The organism is Actinomadura hibisca NBRC 15177 (assembly GCF_001552635.1).
Taxonomy (GTDB): domain Bacteria; phylum Actinomycetota; class Actinomycetes; order Streptosporangiales; family Streptosporangiaceae; genus Spirillospora; species Spirillospora hibisca.
Genome location: NZ_BCRO01000081.1, coordinates 21,437 through 40,830 on the forward strand (window position 1 = coordinate 21,437; position 19,394 = coordinate 40,830).

General features: G+C 74.6%; 14 protein-coding genes. 9 read left to right on the plus strand and 5 right to left on the minus strand.

The features are described from left to right. Window positions 1-2,163: a DNA helicase RecQ gene (gene recQ / locus AH6_RS32495; RefSeq protein ID WP_083983698.1), complete on the minus strand. Its 2,163-nt coding sequence runs from the start codon at window positions 2,161-2,163 to the stop codon at window positions 1-3. A 53-nt stretch (window positions 2,164-2,216) separates the two neighbouring features. After that, window positions 2,217-2,870, minus strand: a complete 654-nt coding sequence (locus AH6_RS32500) for an HAD family hydrolase (RefSeq protein ID WP_067487870.1) — start codon at window positions 2,868-2,870, stop codon at window positions 2,217-2,219. A 139-nt stretch (window positions 2,871-3,009) separates the two neighbouring features. On the opposite strand from AH6_RS32500, the gene AH6_RS32505 reads away from it, so the two are divergent. Further along, on the plus strand, window positions 3,010-3,429 hold the full coding sequence (locus tag AH6_RS32505; RefSeq protein ID WP_174555145.1) for a hypothetical protein: 420 nt from the start codon (window positions 3,010-3,012) through the stop codon (window positions 3,427-3,429). Window positions 3,430-3,522: 93 nt separating this feature from the next. Continuing rightward, a complete protein-coding gene (locus tag AH6_RS32510) occupies window positions 3,523-3,894 on the plus strand; it encodes a phage holin family protein (RefSeq protein WP_067487871.1) in 372 nt (123 codons plus the stop codon). Here AH6_RS32510 and AH6_RS32515 read toward each other — a convergent pair. From AH6_RS32515 to AH6_RS32525, 3 genes are all read right to left on the minus strand, one after another. Next, entirely contained in the window at window positions 3,881-6,808 is a 2,928-nt protein-coding gene (locus tag AH6_RS32515) for a coiled-coil domain-containing protein (RefSeq protein ID WP_157431864.1), read from the minus strand. The genes AH6_RS32510 and AH6_RS32515 overlap by 14 nt on opposite strands. Before the next feature lie 116 nt (window positions 6,809-6,924). Then, window positions 6,925-7,923 carry a hemolysin family protein gene (locus AH6_RS32520; RefSeq protein ID WP_067487875.1) on the minus strand — a complete coding sequence of 333 codons (999 nt, stop codon included), beginning with the start codon at window positions 7,921-7,923 and terminating at the stop codon, window positions 6,925-6,927. Continuing rightward, on the minus strand, window positions 7,920-9,323 hold the full coding sequence (locus AH6_RS32525; RefSeq protein ID WP_157431865.1) for a hemolysin family protein: 1,404 nt from the start codon (window positions 9,321-9,323) through the stop codon (window positions 7,920-7,922). The genes AH6_RS32520 and AH6_RS32525 overlap by 4 nt, the downstream gene beginning before the upstream one ends. Window positions 9,324-9,715: 392 nt before the next feature. Between AH6_RS32525 and AH6_RS32530 the strand changes: the two genes are divergently transcribed. The 7 genes from AH6_RS32530 to AH6_RS32560 all read left to right on the plus strand — a co-directional run bounded on the left by AH6_RS32530 (window position 9,716) and on the right by AH6_RS32560 (window position 19,329). Beyond that, on the plus strand, window positions 9,716-11,050 hold the full coding sequence (locus tag AH6_RS32530; RefSeq protein WP_245679562.1) for a hypothetical protein: 1,335 nt from the start codon (window positions 9,716-9,718) through the stop codon (window positions 11,048-11,050). 638 nt (window positions 11,051-11,688) lie between these two features. Continuing rightward, the gene (locus AH6_RS32535) at window positions 11,689-13,749 is read left to right on the plus strand and encodes a serine/threonine-protein kinase (protein WP_067487877.1); all 2,061 of its coding nucleotides are present in this window, start codon (window positions 11,689-11,691) and stop codon (window positions 13,747-13,749) included. A 2-nt stretch (window positions 13,750-13,751) separates the two neighbouring features. Further along, the gene (locus AH6_RS32540) at window positions 13,752-14,840 is read left to right on the plus strand and encodes a PP2C family protein-serine/threonine phosphatase (RefSeq protein ID WP_067487879.1); all 1,089 of its coding nucleotides are present in this window, start codon (window positions 13,752-13,754) and stop codon (window positions 14,838-14,840) included. Beyond that, complete coding sequence (locus tag AH6_RS32545; protein WP_067487880.1) at window positions 14,837-16,174, plus strand: VWA domain-containing protein; 1,338 nt, start codon at window positions 14,837-14,839, stop codon at window positions 16,172-16,174. Before AH6_RS32540 ends, AH6_RS32545 begins: the two co-directional genes overlap by 4 nt. A 3-nt stretch (window positions 16,175-16,177) precedes the next feature. Further along, a complete protein-coding gene (locus AH6_RS32550) occupies window positions 16,178-16,969 on the plus strand; it encodes an FHA domain-containing protein (protein WP_067487882.1) in 792 nt (263 codons plus the stop codon). Next, entirely contained in the window at window positions 16,966-18,489 is a 1,524-nt protein-coding gene (locus AH6_RS32555) for a GlnX family signal transduction membrane protein (RefSeq protein ID WP_083983699.1), read from the plus strand. Before AH6_RS32550 ends, AH6_RS32555 begins: the two co-directional genes overlap by 4 nt. 9 nt (window positions 18,490-18,498) lie before the next feature. Beyond that, window positions 18,499-19,329, plus strand: coding sequence for a glutamate ABC transporter substrate-binding protein (locus tag AH6_RS32560; protein WP_067487884.1), 831 nt, complete (start codon window positions 18,499-18,501; stop codon window positions 19,327-19,329). The last annotated feature ends 65 nt before the right edge of the window (window positions 19,330-19,394 follow it).

Genomic DNA, 19,394 nt, shown 5'->3' on the forward strand with positions numbered 1-19,394 from the left:
TCAGTCGTAGTAGCCGTCGTCGTAGAAGTCGGGCTCCGGGGGCAGGCCGGGGTCGTCATCGTCGTGGACGGCGGGCCGGGGCGCGGGCGGGGTGGCGGACGAGGCGGACCGCTTGGCGGCGGGCCGTCGATCAGCCGCCGGAGCCGAGCCGCTCGACGTGGGCGTGCCACCTGACGTGGACGAACCGCCTGGTGTGGAAGCACCACCCGACGCGGATGAACCGCCCGCCGGGGCCGTGCCGCCCGACGTGGACGCGCTGCCTGGCGTGGCCGAGCCACCCGATGCGGACGAGCCGCCCGACGCCGGTGCGCCGCCCTCGGCGTCGAACTCCGCCAGCGCCTCCAGCACCTGCTCGCCGTACTTCGCCAGCTTGTTCTCGCCGATGCCGCTGATCGAGCCCAGCTCCGCCAGCGACGCGGGGCGTGCGGTCGCGATCTCGCGCAGCGTCGCGTCGTGGAAGATCACGTACGCCGGGACGCCCTGCTCCTTGGCGGTCGCGCCGCGCCAGGAGCGCAGCCGCTCGAACAGCGGCGCCAGCTCGGCCGGCATGTCCACCGGGGCCTTGCGCTCGCGCGCGGCCCGCGTCGTCTTGGGCGCGGCGGCGCGCTCGGGGTCGCGGCGCATCATGACCTTGCGCTTGCCGCCCAGCACCTCGCCGCTGGCGTCGGTCAGCACCAGCGAGCCGTAGTTGCTCTCCACCGCCAGCAACCCCTGCGCCAGCAGTTGGCGCACGATGCCGCGCCACTGGCCCTCGCTCCAGTCGGCGCCCTTGCCGAAGACGTTCAACGCGTCGTGGTCGAACTGGATGATCTTGGCGTTCTTCTTGCCGCGCACGATGTCGATGATGTGCCCGGCGCCGAACTTCTGGCGGCGCTCGCGGTCCAGCCGCCACACCGCCGACAGTGCCATCTGCGCGGGCAGCGTGCCGTCCCAGGTCTCGGGCGGCGTCAGGCAGGTGTCGCAGTTGCCGCAGGGCTCGCCGGACTGGCCGAAGTAGTTCAGCAGTTGCACGCGGCGGCACTCGACGGTCTCGCACAGCGCCAGCATCGCGTCCAGGTGCTGGGAGAGCCGCCGCCGGTGCGCGGCGTCGCCCTCCGAGCCGTCGATCATCTTGCGCTGCTGGACGACGTCGTTGAGCCCGTAGGCCAGCCACGCGGTGGACGGCAGCCCGTCGCGGCCCGCGCGGCCGGTCTCCTGGTAGTAGCCCTCGACCGACTTGGGCAGGTCGAGGTGGGCCACGAACCGCACGTCGGGCTTGTCGATGCCCATGCCGAACGCGATGGTCGCGACCATGACCAGGCCGTCCTCGCGCAGGAACCGCGCCTGGTTGGCGGCGCGGACCCGGGCGTCCAGGCCCGCGTGGTAGGGCAGCGCCGGGATGTCGTTCGAGGTCAGGAACTCGGCGGTCTTCTCCACCGAGTTGCGCGACAGGCAGTAGACGATGCCCGCGTCCCCGGCGTGCTCGGTGCGCAGCAGTTGCAGGAGTTGACGCTTGGCGTCGGTCTTGGGCTCGATGCGGTACTGGATGTTGGGCCGGTCGAAGCTGGCCACGAAGTGCCGCGCCTCGGTCAGGTCGAGCCGGGTGGCGATCTCCTCGCGGGTCGCCTGCGTGGCGGTCGCGGTGAGCGCGATGCGCGGCACCTCCGGCCAGCGCTCGTGCAGGTGCGACAACATGAGGTAGTCGGGCCGGAAGTCGTGCCCCCACTGCGACACGCAGTGCGCCTCGTCGATGGCGAACAGCGAGATGGAGGCGCGGTCCAGCAACTCGACGGTCTGCCCGAGGCGCAGCCGCTCGGGCGCGAGGTAGAGCAGGTCCAGCTCCCCGGCGACGAGCTGGGCCTCGGTGACGCGGCGCTCGTCGAAGTCCTGGGTGGAGTTGAGGAACCCGGCGCGCACGCCCACGTTGCGCAGCGCGTCGACCTGGTCCTGCATCAGCGCGATCAGCGGCGAGATGACGACGCCGGTGCCCTTCCGGACCAGCGCGGGGATCTGGTAGCAGAGCGACTTGCCGCCGCCGGTCGGCATCAGGACCAGCGCGTCCCGCCCGGCCACCACGTGGTCGATGATCTCCTGCTGGTCCCCGCGGAAGGCGTCGTAGCCGAAGACGCGGCTCAGCGTCTCCAGCGCTTCGGACACCTCGGGGGCGTTCGCGGGGGAAGTCATCGCGCCATACTACGAACACCCGGTGACGTTCCGGGTCCGGATGGGCGACGGCGTCAGAGGGAGTCGATCTTTTCGGGGGTCAGGTCGGCCAGATCGTCGGCCACGTAGGCGGCCAGGGCCAGGGCGTCCTCGGCGGGCGGGTAGCGGGGGTGCGGGACGGCGATCACGCGCATCCCCGCGTTGTGCGCCGCGCGCAGGCCGTTGCTGGAGTCCTCGATCGCCACGCACTGCTCCGGCGGCGTGCCCAGGCGGGCGGCGGCCAGCAGGTAGCCGTCCGGGGCGGGCTTGCCGCGGTCGGCCTCCTCGGTGGAGACCGTCGCGCGGAACAGCCCGGCCACGCCCATCTCGCCGAGCACGAGGTCGATCAGCGCGCGGGGCGAGGAGCTGGCCAGGCCCAGCGTGCGATCGGACGCCAGCCGCCGGACCGCCCCGACCGCGCCCGGCAGCAGCGGCAGGTGCTCGGCGTAGCGGGCGCTCATCCGGTCGATGACCTGGTAGGCGACGTCCTCGGGGTCCATGCCGCCGATCAGGTCCTCGGCCAGGTAGGCGGACCACTCCTCGGTGCTCATGCCCATCAGCCGCTCCTGCGAGTCGGCTTGCCAGTGGCCGCCGTGGTCGGCGACGAAGCCGCGGCGGACCTCCTCCCACACCGGCTCGGAGTCGATCAGCACCCCGTCCAGGTCGAACACCACCGCCCGCACGGCCATCGGGCCTCCTCTCACCCCAGCGATCACTGCCCGCCCGGCGACCGCGCAAAACCGTGCCGACCGGGACGGAGAAGCATGATCCAGTCGGGATCTGGCAGGGTGGTGGGCCTCCCGACCCCGCTGGAGAGGAGAACCGCACATGGTGTTGTTCCTGGGACTGGTCCTGGTCGGCGCGGCCGTCGCCGCCGCCGTGGGCGTCGCGCTGGCCGACGCCGGGCCGGTGACGCTGACGGTGTTCGGCGAGAACGTGCCCGGCGTCACCGAGGTCTGGCAGGTCTTCTTCGCCGGAGTCGCCGTCGCCGTGGTCTTCGTCGTCGGCATGATGATCACGTTCGTGGGCGCGGGGCGCTCGCGGCGGGCCCGTCGCGACCTGCGCGAGCTGCGCGCCGAGCACGAGGATTCGCTGACCACGCTGGAGATGGAGAAGCGCCGCCTCCAGCAGGAGTTGGCGCACGCCCGCCGCGCCGACCCGGCCGCCGCGCGGCAGCGCACCCCCGCCGGGGCGGCCCCGCGTTCGCAGGTCACGGCCGCCTCGCCGTTCTTCGATCGTTCCGAGTGACCCTCCGGGCTCGTACCGGATGATGAGTCCCGGCGGGCGGATATCGCATCGCAGGGGGATGAAACCGGCACCGTGCCCGACCATGATCGAGATGTGCGGATTCTTCTGAAGGTAGGCATCACCGCCGTCGCGCTCTGGGTGGCGACCCTGGTGATCGACGGCATCACCCTCACCGGCGACGACACCGCCCGCCGCGTGCTCACGCTGGTCGGCGTCGCCGTCATCTTCGGCCTGGTCAACGGCGTGATCAAGCCCATCGTCAAGACGCTGGGCTGCGCGTTCTACGTGCTCACCCTCGGGCTGTTCGGCCTGGTGGTGAACGCGCTGCTGATGTTGCTGACCGGCGAGGTCGCGCAGCGGCTGGACCTGCCGTTCGACGTCGCCGGGTTCTGGGCGGCGTTCTGGGGCGCGATCGTCGTGGGCGTGGTCGGCTGGCTGCTCGACCTGCTCATCAAGGACGACTGAGGTCCTCCACCGGCAACACCGCCGCGGCGCGCTCGAACAGGGCGTGCCGCGGCTCGCCGTACTCGGGGTGCTCGGCGGGCCGCTCGGCGGCGTCGCCCACCAGGATCCAGCGGCGCGCCCGCACCGCGCCGACCAGGAACTCCGCGTCGGTCAGCGGGCCCACGGCGATCAGCGCGTCGAAGTCGTCGCCGGGGTCGGCCGACCCGACGGTGACGGGCGTGCCGCACACGACCTCGGCAGTGCGGAACAGCACCTCGGTCTCGGTGTGGCCGTCGGCCGCCAGATAGGCCGACAACTTCTCGATGCGCTGCATCGCCCGTTCCTGCTCGACGGCCAGGGACTCGGGGTCGGCGGCCGGGTCGGGGCCGCAGATCTGCTCGACCTGCTCGCGGGAACGCTGCTCGGCTTCGGTGAGGGCCGCCAGCTCGGTCCGGTCGGCCTCCGCGCGCTGTTCGGCGGCGGCCTCGTGGTCCTTGAGGGCCGTCTCCGCTTCGGTGAGGTGGTGCGCGGCGGTCTCGGCGTCGGCCTGGGCGCGCGCGGCGGCCGACTGCGCCACCTCGTGCTCGGTGCGGAGGGCCGCCAGCTTCTCTTCCAGGGCGCGCACGGACTGCTGGGCGAACCGGGCCGTCGCGCTGGTCTGCGTGGCGCGGTCCACGGCCTCGGCCGCCAGACGGGCCTGGTCGCGGTAGGCGACGGCGGCCGACTCGCGCTCGACGGCCAGTTGCTCCAGCTCCGCGCCCAGGCGCTGCTGTGCCTGCTGGGCCGCGACCAGGCCCGCTCCGCCTTCGGAGATGAAACGTTCGAGCCCCGCACGGCGCGCGGCGGCCTGCTCGGCGGCGTCCTTGGTGCGGCGGGCCCGGTTGGCGGCCTCGTCGGCCTCGCGCGAGCGCGCCTTCACCTCGGCGCGCAGCCGCTTCATCTCGGCGGGCGGCGCGGCCACGTGCAGGCGTTGGCCCAGCGTCATCTTCTGACGGAGCGCGCCCAACGCCGATTCCGCCGACACCATCCGGTAGTAGCTGGCGTGCCCCTCCGCGACGGCGTCGGCGTCCTCGGTGACCAGGCGCTCGGCCTCCTCGACGGCGCGCGGCAGTTCCTCGCGCGCGCGGGCCAGCTCGCCGGTGAGCGACTGCTCCTGCTGGCGGGCCGCGTCCAGCTCGGACTGGGTGCGGCCGGTCTGCTCGACGAGGGCGGTGCAGCGCTGGTGGGCGGCGTCGGCGGCGCGAGTGAGGTTCCCGGCCTCGGCGGCGGCGGTCTCGGCGACGTCGTGGAGGCGGGCGGCCTCGGCGCGCGGCTCGGTGATCTCCCCGGCGGTGGTCTGCTCCTCGGCGGCCAGGCGCTCGACCTCCTGGCGGGAGGACTCGATGGCCTCCTGCGCGGCGGTGACGTCGTTCCTGGCGCGCTCGACCTGCGCGGTGAGCTGGGCGAGGGTCGCCTCGTCCTCGGTCTCGCGCTGCGTCCGGCCCTCCTGGAACGCTTCCATGGCCGCGACGTCCCGGGGCCACTGCTCCAGCCACAACATGCCGCGCTGGAGGAGGCGCAGCTCGTTCTGCCAGGCTTCCTGCCAGGCGTTGCCGACGGTGCGGACCACGGCCCGGCGCACGCGGGTTTCGGGGGCTCGGTCGGTTTCGGGGACCGCCGAGGCGACCTGGGTGTCCTCGTCGGTGCCTTCGGACTCCGCGCCGATGATGGGCGTTACCGCCAGGGGCTCGGGCACCGCTTCCTCGGCCGGCTCCGGGGCTGCGGGCGCGTCGGCGTCCGTGGGAGGCGGGACGTCTACGGGCGGCAGGTCCGGGACGGTCTGCGGCGGCTGGGCCTGGACGGCGGGCGACGGCGTGGCATCGGCCGGGAGTTCTTCCAGCGGCATCGTCCCGGTGGGGTTTGGGGCCTCGACGGGCACGGGCTCGACGGCCTCGGCCTCTGCCACGGGCTCAAGGGGCGGGAGGGCCTGCGTCTGCACGCTTGGTTCGGCGGGCGGAGGCGCCTGCTCTTCGGGGCTGGGCTCGACAGGCGGGAGCACCTGGGCTTCCGGGGCGGGCTCTACGGGCGGGAGGTTTTGCGTCTCCACGCTGGGCTCGGCTGCCGGAGGTGCTTGCTCCTCCACGCTCGGCTCGATGGGCGGGAGGGCCTGCGTCTGCACGCTCGGCTCGGCCAGCGGAGGTGCCTGCTCCGCCAAGTCGGGCTCGATGGGCGAGAGCGACTGTGTCTCCACGCTGGGCTCAAGCGGCGGGGGCACCTGCTCCCCTGCGTCGGGCTCGACGGGGGTCAGGGCCTGCGTTTGCAGGCTCGGCTCGACGGGCGGGGGCGCTTGTGTCTCCACGCCGGGGCCGATGAGGGACGGTGACTGGGTGTCCAGGGGAGAGGCGTCGGGCGCGGGCGCTTCCTCGGCCGCCTCCAGCGGGTCCGTGATCGCGCTCGGCCGGTCCTCCAGCAGCGCCGCCGCCGGTTCCTCGGCCGTGTCCCCGGTCCGCATCGGCGGCCGGAACTCCACCGTCCCGTTGGAGCCCTGCTCGCCCCGCCCCTTGACGGGCGGGATCGGCAGCGGCTTCGGCAGGTACTCCGGTGCCGCCTCCAGCACGAAGCCGTTCTCGTCCAGCGCCGTCAACAGTTCGGTGACGTGCTCGGGCGTCGGGGCCAGCACCAGCGCGCGTTCCCCCTTCGCCAGCAGCCCGTCCACCAGCGCGCGGACCACCGGGCCGGGGGCGTCGCCGCCGCGCACCAGCCGCACCGGCGCGTCCTCCGGCAGTTCTTCCGGCGCGAACAGCAGCGTGGACAGGGCGTCGCCCGGCCGCAGCGCGCGCAGCGCCGCCAGGTGGGGGGCCCAGCCGACGGGGGCCAGGTCCTTCTCGCGCAGGGACTCTTCCAGGCGCGCGTAGAGGTCGGTCAGTGGGCCGTAGAGGTCTTCGCTGGTCGACACCGCACCCATTCCGTTCCCTGTCGCTTCGGGGCCGTATTTCTCCCCTTCTGCCCGCGTCTAACGTCCCACACGTTAACGATCTTCGGCGGGCGCCCGGCCGGACGCCCGCCGAAGGGCTAGTGCGGGTTGGTGGCCAGCAGCTCGGCCAGCAGATCGTCCAGCGTGACGATGCCCGCGAAACCGGTGTCGTCGTTGACGACCGCGAGCTGCGCGCGGCCCCGCCGCAGCCGCGTCACCGCGTCCAGCACCGTGGTGCCGGTGGTGAGCGTCGGCGCCGGGTGGGCCAGCTCCGCCGCGTGCCGCGCGTCCGGGTCGGTGATCGCCGCCCGCACGTGCACGATGCCGGTCGGGACGCCGCCGTCCAGCACCACCAGGCGGCTGTGCCCCTTGGCGGTGGCGGTGCGGCGGATCTGCGCGGCCGTCGCGCCCGCGTCGATCGTGGTGACCCGGTCGGCCGGGACGACCAGGTGCCCCACCGTCGCCTCGCGCGCCGCGATCGAGCGCCGCAGCAGCTCGTGGTCGTGCCGTCCGATCAGCCCGAGCCGCCGCGACTCGCCCAGCAGGTGGCTGAGTCGTTGCGGGTCGGTGTGGTCGTCCAGCTCGTCGCGGGGCGTCACGCCGACCAGCCGCAGCAGCCCGTTGGTGGTGGTGTTCAGCGCCGCCAGCACCGGCCGGGACACCTTCGCGAACGCGCGGAACGGCAGCGCCAGGATCAGCGCCGACCGCTCCGGGTTGGCGATCGCCCACGACTTGGGCGCCATCTCGCCCACCACCATGTGCAGGAAGGTGATCACCGCGAGGGCCACCGCCAGCGCGATCGCCTTGGTGCCCGCCTCGGGCACGCCCAGCGCGTGCAGCGGCGGTTCCAGGAAGTGCTCGAAGGCGGGCTCGGTGACGATCGCGAGGCCCAGCGAGCACATGGTGATGCCGAACTGCGCGCCCGCCAGCATCAGCGACAGCTCGCGGACCCCGGCCACGGCGGCGGCGGCCGGACGGCCGCCGGTCGCGGCGGCCTTCTCCAGCGCGGGCCGGTTGGCCGCCACCAGCGCGAACTCGGCCGCCACGAAGAAGCCGTTGCCCAGCAGGAGCAGGACCGTGATCAGCAGGGTGGTCATCGGGCCACCGCCGCCTCGGCCGCGGCCGCCGCCTCGCAGGGCGTGCCGAACCCGCCGGGGCCGGTCGCGTCGGGCGCGGCGGCCTCGGCGTCGCCGGTGACCGCGCGCAGCCGGACCTCGGCCGCCACGCGCCGCGCCACCGTCACCACCTCGACCTCGACCCGGCCTCCCGGCCCGAGGTCCAGCGTCAGCCGGTCCGACGCGCACGGCAGCCGCCGCAGCTCGGCCATGACCAGGCCGCCGAGGGTGTCGTAGGCGTCGCCCTCGGGCAGGCCGAGGCCGGTCAGCCGGTTGATCTCGTCGATGCGCAGGCCCGCGTCCACCAGCCACGAGCCGTCGGGCGCGGAGGTCGGGGCGGTCTCGCGGGCGTCGGTCTCGTCGGCGATCTCGCCGACCAGTTCCTCGGCCACGTCCTCGAAGGTGAGGATGCCGGCGAGGCCGCCGTACTCGTCCACCACGCACGCGAACTCCTCGCCGGAGTCGCGCATCCGCTCCATGACGCCGTACAGCGGCTGGCTGCCGGGCACCATCAGCGCCGGGCGCGCGATCGTGCGCAACGGCGTGGCGGGGTCGAGCTCGTCGTCGGCGACCTCGCGGACGCCCGCGACGCCGAGCACGTCGTCCACCTCGCGGTCGTACACCGGGTAGGCGGTGTGGCCGGTCTCCCGGATCAGCGCGATCAGGTCGGCGGCCGTCGCGTCGCCGGGCAGCGCGCGCACCTGCGGGCGCGGCACCATCACCTCGTCGGCGGTCAGGTCGCCGAACGACACGGCGCGCTCCAGCAGGCCGGACAGGTCGGCGGGCAGGTGCCCGGCGACCTGGGAGCGGTCGATGATCTCGCCCAGCTCCTCCAGCGTCGCGCCGCTGTGCAGCTCCTCGACCGGCTCGACGCCGACCGCGCGCAGCAGCCGGGTGGAGGCGGCGTCGAAGAAGCGGATCAGCGGCCCGAAGACCGCCAGGTAGACCAGCGTGGAGGCGGCCAGCGCGCGGGCCAGCGGCTCGGCCTTGGCGAGCGCCAGGTTCTTGGGGAACAGCTCGCCCATCAACATCTGGACGAGGGTGGCCAGCACGAAGCCGGTGGCCAGCGCGATCGCCCCCGTCGCCCCGGCCGGGACGCCGGCGACGCGCAGCAGCGGCTCGATCAGCTCGGCCAGCGCGGGCTTGGCGATGAAGCCGACGATCAGGGTGGTCATGGTGATGCCGAGCTGCGCGCCCGACAACATGAACGACAGCCGCCCGATGACCTTCAGGGCGCGGCCGGCGGCGGCGTCCCCCTCGTCGGCGGCCTGGGTGAGGCGCGCCCGGTCGGCGGCCACGAACGCGAATTCCTGGGCGACGAAGTATCCGGTCGCCGCGGTGAGCAGCAGGACGGCGAGAACGCCGAGGACCGCGGTCAGCATGGGCCACCGGGTCTATGACTGGGGTCCGACACTGCGGACTCTCAACTCCTTCTCAAGAGACGGTCTTCAACTGCGGAACGTCACTCCACACCAGGACGTTCCCGCCGCACAAGCGCCCCCGATGTGATGAACGCCTCAGACTCGCAGGTCAGAGCGGTATCAGAGAGGAGGAATCCCCGCTGGCGCGAAAAACGGGGCGACGGCGGATGAAGCCCCAGGTCGAGGCCGTAACCAGAGTGAAACGGGATACGGACGGCGCGCAAGTGGCCGATGGCGGCCAACGGTGCCGCCGCGCCCGCGAGCGGGGTATCCCGCCTGTGGCCGCCGGAGCCGGAGAAGCGGCTTGTCGGGAAAAGTGTCACCGATCACACTGAACGGAAGACGCCCGGCCCATGCTGGGGACGGCCGGACGCCGGAACGACCACGGGGAACACCACATCCACGACCACCAGGGGACGGGCGACAGCGAACGCGGGGTGGCAGTGAACGACAGCGGGCCCGGCGCCGCCGCGCCCATGAGCCGCGAGGGCGTCGACCACGCCCTCGGCGAGCTGCGCGACGAGCGGGACCGCATCGCCGCGGCGCTGCTGGACCTCGACCGGCACGACGGCTTCCGCCTGCTCAACGGCGCCAGCCTCGCCGGCGAGACCTGGCAGCGCTGGGACGAGGCGCGCACCCGCGTCGCGCTGCTGTGGCGGTTGTTCGAGTCCTACCGCACGGTGCTGGACACCGCCGCCGAGCTGCGCGCCCGGCACCCCCGCCCCGGCCTCGGCGTGCTCGCCGAGCTGACCGGCCTGCTGGCGGGCACGTCGGTGGAGGTGCCCGGCGGCGAGATCCCGCTGGAGCGGCGCACCCTGCTCGGGCCGCCGCGCGAGCGCGTCACGCTGGACGAGGCCGTGGCGATCATGTCGGAGTCCTACGAGCGGTCCGCCGAGGTCGTCGCGGCGGCCGACGCCGCCTGGACGGCGCTGCTGGTGCCGCTGGAGGAGGCCGAGGAGGGCTGGCGCGCCACCGCGCGGCTCGCCCAGCAACTCGACGGCTCGCGCCGCCCCGAGCTGGACCGGCTCGGCCGGGAGCTGACCGCGCTCGGCCAGGTGGTGCGCACCGACCCGCTGTCGCTGGTGCGCGGCGGGCGTCCCGACACCGTCCGGCTCGACCGGCTGCGCGCCGGGATCGAGGCGTTGCGCGGGGAGCTGGCCGAGGCGGTCCGGCTGCGCGACTCCTACGCCGAGCAGGCCGCCCGGCTGGAGGCGGCGGTCGCCGAGGTGGCCGAGGTGGAGGGCCGCGCCCGCGCGGTGCGCGCCGACGTCCTGGTCAAGATCGACTCGCCGGGGCCGCCGGAGCCCCCGCCGCTGGCGGCGGCGCTGCGTGAACGCCTGGCGGCGCTGGCCGGGTTGCGCGAGGGCGGCCGGTGGGCCGAGCTGGCGGGCCGCGTCGCCGAGCTGGAGCGCGCCGCCGAGGCCGCGCGGGAACGTCTCGCCGAGCACGTACGTCTCAGTCAGGGGTTGCTGGACCGGCGCGCGGAGCTGCGCGGTCGCCTGGACGCCTACCGCGCCAAGGCCGCCCGGCTCGGCCTCGCCGAGGACGACAGCCTCACCCGCCTGCACGGGCAGGCCCGGGACCTGCTCTGGACGGCACCCTGCGACCTGCGGCGGGCGACCGCCGCGGTGGCGGACTACCAACGCGCGATCAAGGCGTGCGAGAACGGGACGGGAACACGCCGATGACCCGATGCACCCAGCCGGGCTGTTCCGGCGCCGTCCACGACGGCTTCTGCGACACGTGCGGCATGGCCCCGCTGCCCGCGCCGCCCCCGGCGACGGTCCTGGACCCCGGCGGCAGGCCCGGCACGGGCAGAGGCCCGACGGGCCCTGGCCAGACGGGTGCAGGCCCGTCCGGCACCGGCCCAACAGGCGGCCCGTCCGGCATTAGCCCGTCCGGCGCTGACCCAGCAGGCACCGGCCCAACGGGCATCGGTCCAGCGGGCACCGGTCCAGCGGGTACCGGTCCGTCCGGCGCTGGCCCAGCAGGCAGCCCGTCCAGCCCCAGCCCTTCCGGCACCGGCCCGGCAGGCGGTCTGTCCGGCGGTGCGCAGCCCGGCGGCGGGTTCGGCGACGGTGGTCCTCCCGGCAGTCCCCCTGACGCCGCCCCCGGCAGGGCCGCAGGCGTCTCCCTCGCCTCGTCCTCCGCCTGGCAGGTCGCCCCCACCACCCCCGCCCCCGCCCGCGTCCCCGGCCCCCGCCGCGAGAGCGGGGGTTCCGGGCCGTCCGCTTCCGGCGGGACCGGAAGTTCCGGCCGTACCGCCACCCGCGGCTCCGGCACCGGCTCGCACGGCTCCGACTCCACCGGCTCCGCCCGCCGCGGCATGCTCGGCGCGGGCCTGGTCGAGATCCCGCCCGTGCCCTCGCGCGACCCCGCCACCGCCGTCATGGACAAGCCCGAGGTCCCGGAGAACCGCCGCTTCTGCAGCCGCTGCGACGAGCCGGTCGGGCGCGGACGCGACGGCAAGCCCGGCCGCACCGAGGGCTTCTGCCGCAGTTGCGGGCACCCCTTCTCCTTCACCCCCAAGCTGCACGAGGGCGACCTGGTCGGCGGCCAGTACCAGGTCCTCGGCTGCCTCGCGCACGGCGGCCTGGGCTGGGTCTACCTGGCCCGCGACAAGAACGTCAGCGACCGCTGGGTCGTGCTGAAGGGCCTGCTCGACACCGGCGACGCCGACTCGCTCGCCGCGGCCGCCGCCGAGCAGGCGTTCCTGGCCGAGGTCGAGCACCCCAACATCGTCAAGATCTACAACTTCGTGCGGCACGCGGGCTCCGGCTACATCGTGATGGAGTACGTCGGCGGCGAGTCGCTGAAGGACATCCTGCTCCAGCGGCGCACGGCCGAGGGCGAGCACGTCGCGCTGCCGCTCGGCCAGGTGATCGCCTACGGGCTGGAGGTGTTGCGCGCGCTCGGCTACCTGCACGGCGTCGGGCTGCTGTACTGCGACTTCAAGCCCGACAACGCGATCCAGTCGGAGGAGCAGCTCAAGCTGATCGACCTCGGCGGCGTGCGGCGCGCCTTCGACGTCAACAGCCCGATCTTCGGCACGCCCGGCTACCAGGCCCCCGAGATCTCCGAGCGGGGCCCGTCGGTCTGCTCGGACCTCTACACCGTGGGCCGCACGCTGGCGGTGCTGAGCTTCCCGTTCAAGGGCTACACCGGTCGCCACCTGCGCAGCCTGCCGCCACGTACCGAGGTGCCGCTGCTGCTGCGGCACGAGTCGTACTACCGGCTGCTGCGCCGCGCCTGCCACCCCGACCCGGCGCGCCGCTTCCAGAGCGCCGCCGAGATGGCCGAGCAGCTCACCGGCGTGCTGCGCGAGGTGCTGTCCACCGACGACGGGTTGTCGCGGTCCGCGCCGTCGGTGCTGTTCGGGGCCGAGCAGCACGCGGCGGGCACCGACGTCGTCCCCGTCCAGGCGGGCACGGCGTCCAACAACGAGGGCGGCGTCTCCCCGGGCGCGGTACTGCCCCCGCTGGTCCCGGCGGCAGCCGCCGCCGCGCTGCCGGTGCCGCTGATCTACGCCTCCGACCCGGCCGCGGGCTTCCTCGGCGGCCTCACCGCGCGTGACCCCGGCGACCTGGCCGCCGCGCTCGACGCCGCGCCGATCAACTCCCCGGAGGTGCGGCTCGCGTCGGCGCGCGCCCGGATCGAGCTGGGCGACCTCGACCCGGCCGCCAAGCTGCTGGACGAGTACGAGGCCGACCACCCCGAGGACTGGCGCATCGACTGGTACCGGGGCGTGCACGCGCTGGCGGCGGGCCGGGCCGAGCAGGCGTCGGTGATCTTCGCGGAGCTGTACGACCTGATGCCGGGGGAGACCGCCCCCAAGCTGGCGCTGGCGTTCTGCCACGAGCTGCGCGGCGACGCCGGGCAGGCCGAGCGCTACTACGAGCTGGTGTGGCGCACCGACCCCACGTTCGTGAGCGCGGCGTTCGGGTTGTCGCGGGTGCGGCTGGCGGCCGGTGACCGGGGCGCGGCGGGCCGCGAGCTGGACGCGGTGCCGCGCATCTCCAGCTACTACGTGCCCGCGCAGCTCGCCACCGTCGCCACCGCCGTGCGGGGCCGCCGCCCCGAGGAGCTGAACGCCGCGCTGCTCGCCGAGGCGGGCCGCAGGCTGCGGTCGTTGCGCCTGGACAACGAGCGCTACGCCCGCTTCGCCGCCGAGGTCCTGGAGGCGGCCCTCGCCTGGCTGCGTGCGGGCGCGCCGGGCGGCCGTCCCGCCGGGCTCGACGAGGTCCTCGGCGTGCCGCTCAAGGAGACCGAGCTGCGCCGCAGGCTGGAGGGCACCTACCGGCAGCTCGCCAAGCTGGCCGCGAGTCCCGGCGAGCGCCACGTCCTGGTCAAACGGGCCAACGCCGTCCGCCCGAGGACGCTGTTCTGACGATGGGCGCGGACGCCGAGAGCGGCAACGGCATCGTCCTGGCGGTCTGCGCCGGGTGCGGGGAGGCCCTGCACGCGCGCGACCGCTTCTGCGAGGCGTGCGGCCGTCCCCGCCCGGCCAAGCCGCTGGTGCCCGCCACGCTCGTGCTGCACGAGGGCCGGGGCCGGGTGCCGCCCGCCGGGTGCGTGGACTGCGGCGCACCCCTGGTGAGCGACGACGGGTTCTGCGAGGCGTGCGGGCTCCGGCAGCCGGGCCCCCGCGACCGGATCGAGTTCGAGCTCGCCGGGCCGGGCGCCGCGCCGTCCGGCCCGTCCCGCGCCGCCGGGATCAGCGACATCGGCCGCCGCCGCAGCCGCAACGAGGACGCGTTCGCGATGACGTCCTCGCCCGGCGCGGTCTGCGCGGTCGTGTGCGACGGCGTCGCGTCGGCCCCCGGCTCGGAGGCGGCGGCGCTCGCGGCCGTCGAGACCGGCGCGGCGGTGCTGGCCCGCCGTCTCGCCGTCGGCTCCGACCACCAGGACGCCACCCGCGCCGCCGCCCGCCGCGCCGCCGACGCCGTCGGCGACCTGGCGGGAAAGCCGCACACCGCCCCCGCCTGCACCTACGTGTCGGCGATCGCCGCCGGTGACATGATCACCGTGGGCTGGGTGGGCGACAGCCGCGCCTACTGGCTCCCGGAGGGCGCCGCGCGCGTCCAACGGGGCGAGGTGCTGACGCGGGACGACACCTGGGCGGTGCGGATGGTGGCGCGCAAGGCGATGAGCGAGCGGGACGCCTGGGCCGACCCGCGCGCCCACCTGCTGACCGCCTGGCTGGGCGCCGACGCCGGGACCGTCGACCCGCACGTGGTGACGTTCGCGCCGCGCGGGCCCGGCGTGCTGCTGGTGTGCAGCGACGGCCTCTGGAACCACTTCCCCGGGCCCGCCGACCTGGCCGCCGTGCTGGACGCCGGCCCCGACCCGGCCGCCGCGCCGCTGGCCGCCGCCCGGGAGCTGGTCCGGGCGGCCCTGGACGCCGGCGGCCACGACAACGTCACGGTGGCGCTGATCCCCTACCCATCGGCCGAACCGACCAGGGAGCCCCCTCGATGAGCGACCTTCCCGAGTTCACGATCGACGTCGACCAGAACCCCTACCTGCCGGCGGGCGGCCGCGAGATGCACGCGGTGGTCACCGTGCGCGCCGCGGGCGCGGCCGTCCGGGCGCGGCCCGCCGAGGCCGCCGAGATCATCATCATCGACACCTCCGGCTCGATGTCCTACGGCGGCAAGATGGCCGCCGCCAAGCAGGCGGCGAAGGCGGCGCTGACGGTGCTGCGCGACGGCGTGCGCTTCGCGGTCGTCGCCGGGGCCAACCAGCCGCGCATGATCTATCCGGCCGGGGAGCGCCTCGCCAAGATGGACGCGGGCACCCGCAAGGCCGCGCTGGCGGCGGTCGGCCGGCTGGACGCGGCGGGCGGCACCGCCATCGGCACCTGGTTGCGGCTGGCCGACCGGCTGCTCACCGAGGACCGGCAGGACGTCCGGCACGCCACGCTGCTCACCGACGGCAAGAACCAGCACGAGACCGCCGCCGAGCTGGACGCCGCGCTCGCCCAGTGCGCGGGCGGCTTCGTGTGCGACGCGTTCGGCGTCGGCACCGACTGGGAGGTCGCCGAGCTGCGCAAGATCTCCTCGGCGCTGCTCGGCACGTTCCTGGACGTGCCCGATCCGGCCGACCTGGAGGCGCGCTTCCGGGAGATCACCGAGGCGGCGATGGGCAAGGAGGTCGCCGACGTGTCGCTACGGCTCTGGACGCCGCAGACCGCGCGCGTCCGGTTCCTCAAGCAGATGGAGCCGACCGTCGAGGACCTCACCGACAGGCGGGTGGCGTCCGGCCAGCAGACCGGCGACTACCCGCTGGGCGCGTGGGGCACCGAGGACCGCGACTACCACCTGTGCGTGGAGGTGCAGCCCGGCGACGTCGGCCGCCAGATGCGCGCGGCGTGGGTGAAGCTGGTGGTGCCCGGCAGCGGGGCCGCGCCCGTCGAGCGTGCGGTCGGCCCGGTGAACGTGCTCGCCGAGTGGACCGACGACGAGGCCAAGTCCACCCGCATCAGCAAGGGCGTGGCGCACCACACCGGGCAGTCGGAGCTGGCCGAGGCCGTGCAGACGGGCCTGGAGGCGCGCCGCGCGGGCGACGAGGACCGCGCCACCGCCCGGCTCGGCCGCGCGGTGGTGCTGGCCAAGCAGGTCGGCAACGAGCAGGTCGCCGAGCTGCTGGAACGGGTCGTGGACGTGATCGACGAGGAGTCCGGCACGGTCCGGCTGAAGAAGGACGTGGAGAAGGCCGACGAGATGTCCCTCGACACCCGCTCGGTCCGCACCGTGCGGACCGGCCGGGGCGCGCGCCCCGCGGGGCCGGGCGCGCCGAACGCCGGGAGCTGAGCCATGCCGCGCTGTCCCAACGGGCACACCTCCGCCGACGCGCACTTCTGCGACATCTGCGGCGAGCTGATGGAGGGCGCGCCGCGCGCCGAGCTGTCGGTGCCGTCGGAGTCGCCGGACCGGGGCACCGGGGCCTCGCCCATGAGCGGGCCGGGCGGCCGGGAGCCGGTGGCCTCGCCGCCCATGAGCGGGCCTGGGCCCGTCGTCGAGTCCTGCCCCAACTGCGGGACGCCCAAGTCGGGCCGCTTCTGCGAGGAGGACGGCTACGACTTCGAGCTGGGCACGACGCCCGAGCGCTTCTTCGGTGACCTGCACAGCGAGCCCGTCCGCGTCCCGCAACCGCTGCCCCCGCCGCCCGGCGCGCCCCGATGGACGGCCGTGGTCAGCGCCGACCGCGCCTACTACGACTCGGTGGTAGCGCAGGAGGGCCCGGACGCGGCGACGCTGGCGTTCCCGCCCGCCTACCCCGAGCGGCGGGTGCCGCTGCTGGGCGGCATGACCGGCGGCAAGGTGCTGATCGGACGGCGCAGCGCCTCGCGCGGCATCGCGCCCGACATCGACCTCGGCCTGCCGCCGGAGGACCCCGGCGTCTCGCACACCCACGCCGTGCTGAGCGCCCGCTCCGACGGCACCTGGGACCTGGTCGACCCCGGCTCCACCAACGGCACCACGCTGAACGGCGGCACCGAGCCGATCGCCGTCAACACTCCCGTCCAGGTGGGCGACGGCGACCGCGTCCACGTGGGCGCCTGGACCACCATCACGCTGTCGTCGCGCCCGGAGGACCCGAGATGACCACCACCCGGCAACCGGCGGTGCCGACCATCCGCCCGCCCGCGCCCGACCGGCCGTCGTCACCGCCGCCCGTCCCGGCGCGGCGTCCGAGCCGGGTGACGACGTTCGTGCGCGGCCACTGGCTGCGCACCATCCCCGGGCGGCTGCGCGCCTACGCGGCCGCCGCGCTCGTCGCCGTCGCGGTGCTGACGGTGGTGCTGACGGTCGCGGTCGACAACGCCCGCGACGGCGTGCAGACCATCGGCCACGACGCGGGCCCGCAGGTCGTCGCGACCGGCACGTTGTACTTCGCGCTCAGCGACATGGACGCGCAGGTCGCCGACATCCTGCTGATCGGCCGCGAACGTTCGCTCGGCATCGGCTACGACGGCTCGCTGCGCCGCTACGAGCAGCGCCGCGCCGCCGCCGGGCTGGCCGCCGTCCAGGCCGCGCAGCTCGCCGGGAACGACCCCAAGCGCCGCAAGAACGTGCAGGACGTGCTGGACGGCCTCGGCCGCTACGAGCGCCTGGTCGGCGAGGCGATGCTGCTGGACCGGCAGGCCGACCACGAGGCCGGGAAGCTGCCCGCGAACGTCGTCACGACCTACCGGCAGGCCACCGACCTGATGAAGCTGGAGCTGCTGCCCAAGGCGTACAACCTGACCCTGGACAGCGGCGCGACCGTCCGGCAGTCCTACGAGTCCAAGCGCTCGGCGGTGCTCACCGGCCGCGCCTGGGTCGCGCTGACCGGCGCGCTGGTGCTGCTGATCCTGCTGGCCGCCCAGATCTACCTGGCGCGCGGCTTCCGCCGCCTGGTCAACCCGGCGCTGGCGGCGGCGACGCTGCTGACCGTCGGGCTGGTCGCGGTCGCGTTCGGGATGTTGTCGGCGCAGGCCGGGCACCTCCAGCGCGCCAAGGAGGACGGCTTCGACTCGGTGCTGGCGCTGTCGCGGGCGCGCGCGATCAGCCACAGCGCGTTCGCCGACGAGAGCCGCTTCCTGCTCGACCCCGGCCGCGCCGACACCTACGAGCAGGTCTACCTCGACAAGGCGCTGTCGGTGCTCTACGTCGAGCCGGGCGCGAACAAGCCGGTCAACCTGGAGAGCTACTACACGCGGCTGGAAGAGGAACTGGACGACTTCGCCGCCAACCCCCGCACCATCCGCTTCCTCGGCTTCTTCGGCGACGAGGCGCGGCAGAGCGCGACCGGGGCCGAGAGCGTGGCGCTCGGCCAGGCCCTCCAGGGCTACCGGACCGTGCTGCGCAACGACCGGAGCATCCGCGAGCTGGCCGCCCGGAACGACCGCGCCGGGGCGATCAGGTTGCGGATGGGCCGCGACCGCGGCGCGATCCGCGACTTCGACGCCTACGACGCGGCGCTGGTGAAGCTGAGCGACGCCCACCACGCCGCGTTCACCCGGGCCATCGCCGACGCCGACGGCGGGCTGGGCGGCTGGCGGGCCGTGCCGCCCGCCGGGGCGGCCGTCATCGCCGTGCTGGTGCTGGCCGGGCTGCGGCCCCGGCTGGCGGAATTCCGCTGAGGAGTGCAGATGCGCGTGTCCACCAACGTGGCGGTCGCCGCCGCCCTCGCCGTCCTGACGGGCGGCGTACTCGCGGGGTGCGGCCTGACCGCCCCCGAGGACGACTCGATCGTGCACAAGCGCTCGCTGGTCATCGGCGTGAAGGCCGACCAGCCGGGCCTCGGGCTGAAGAAGGGCGACCGCTACGAGGGCTACGACGTGGACGTGGCCACCTACGTCGCCGGGAAGCTGGGCGTGCCGCCCGAGCGGATCACCTTCCGCACCACCCCGTCGTCGGAGCGGGAGAAGGCGCTGCGCGACGGCAAGGTCGACATGATCTTCGCGACGTACTCCATCACGCCCAAGCGCAAGACGCAGGTCACCTTCGGCGGCCCCTACTACGTCGCGCACCAGGACACGCTGGTGCGCGAGGGGGAGAAGGCGGTGACCGGCGTGCGCGACCTGAAGGGCCGCCGGATCTGCGCGGTGACCGGGTCCAACTCCTGGAAGCGCGTCACCGAGGAGCGCAAGGTCGCCGCCGCGCCGGTGGAGGCCGCCGACTACGGCGACTGCCTGGCCAAGCTGTCGGCCGGGCAGGTGGACGCGATCTCCACCGACGACCTGATCCTGGCGGGCATGGCCTCGACGGGCGCGGCGGTGCGCATGGTGAACGCGCCGTTCACCGACGAGAAGTACGGCGTCGGGCTGCGCAAGGGCGACCTGGCGGGCTGCGAGGCCGTCAACCGGGCGCTGACCGAGATGTACCAGGACGGCAAGGCGGGCGAGCTGCTGGACCGGTGGTTCGCCCGGTCCAAGCTGCGCACGGTGCGCAGCGTCCCGCAGTTCGAGGGCTGCTCCTGACGCCGGGCCCGCGGCCCCGGGCCGCTCGGCTTGGGGCGCGCTCGGCTCGGGGCCTGCGACTTGGA

Bases quoted from the DNA above. Each gene is read 5' to 3' on its own strand.
- AH6_RS32555 (WP_083983699.1), top strand. From the start codon at position 16,966: ATGACCACCACCCGGCAACCGGCGGTGCCGACCATCCGCCCGCCCGCG.
- AH6_RS32550 (WP_067487882.1), top strand. From the start codon at position 16,178: ATGCCGCGCTGTCCCAACGGGCACACCTCCGCCGACGCGCACTTCTGC.
- AH6_RS32535 (WP_067487877.1), top strand. From the start codon at position 11,689: ATGCTCGGCGCGGGCCTGGTCGAGATCCCGCCCGTGCCCTCGCGCGAC.
- AH6_RS32505 (WP_174555145.1), top strand. From the start codon at position 3,010: ATGGTGTTGTTCCTGGGACTGGTCCTGGTCGGCGCGGCCGTCGCCGCC.
- AH6_RS32560 (WP_067487884.1), top strand. From the start codon at position 18,499: ATGCGCGTGTCCACCAACGTGGCGGTCGCCGCCGCCCTCGCCGTCCTG.
- AH6_RS32525 (WP_157431865.1), bottom strand. From the start codon at position 9,323: ATGCTGACCGCGGTCCTCGGCGTTCTCGCCGTCCTGCTGCTCACCGCG.
- AH6_RS32540 (WP_067487879.1), top strand. From the start codon at position 13,752: ATGGGCGCGGACGCCGAGAGCGGCAACGGCATCGTCCTGGCGGTCTGC.
- AH6_RS32530 (WP_245679562.1), top strand. From the start codon at position 9,716: ATGCTGGGGACGGCCGGACGCCGGAACGACCACGGGGAACACCACATC.
- recQ (WP_083983698.1), bottom strand. From the start codon at position 2,163: ATGACTTCCCCCGCGAACGCCCCCGAGGTGTCCGAAGCGCTGGAGACG.
- AH6_RS32500 (WP_067487870.1), bottom strand. From the start codon at position 2,870: ATGGCCGTGCGGGCGGTGGTGTTCGACCTGGACGGGGTGCTGATCGAC.
- AH6_RS32520 (WP_067487875.1), bottom strand. From the start codon at position 7,923: ATGACCACCCTGCTGATCACGGTCCTGCTCCTGCTGGGCAACGGCTTC.
- AH6_RS32545 (WP_067487880.1), top strand. From the start codon at position 14,837: ATGAGCGACCTTCCCGAGTTCACGATCGACGTCGACCAGAACCCCTAC.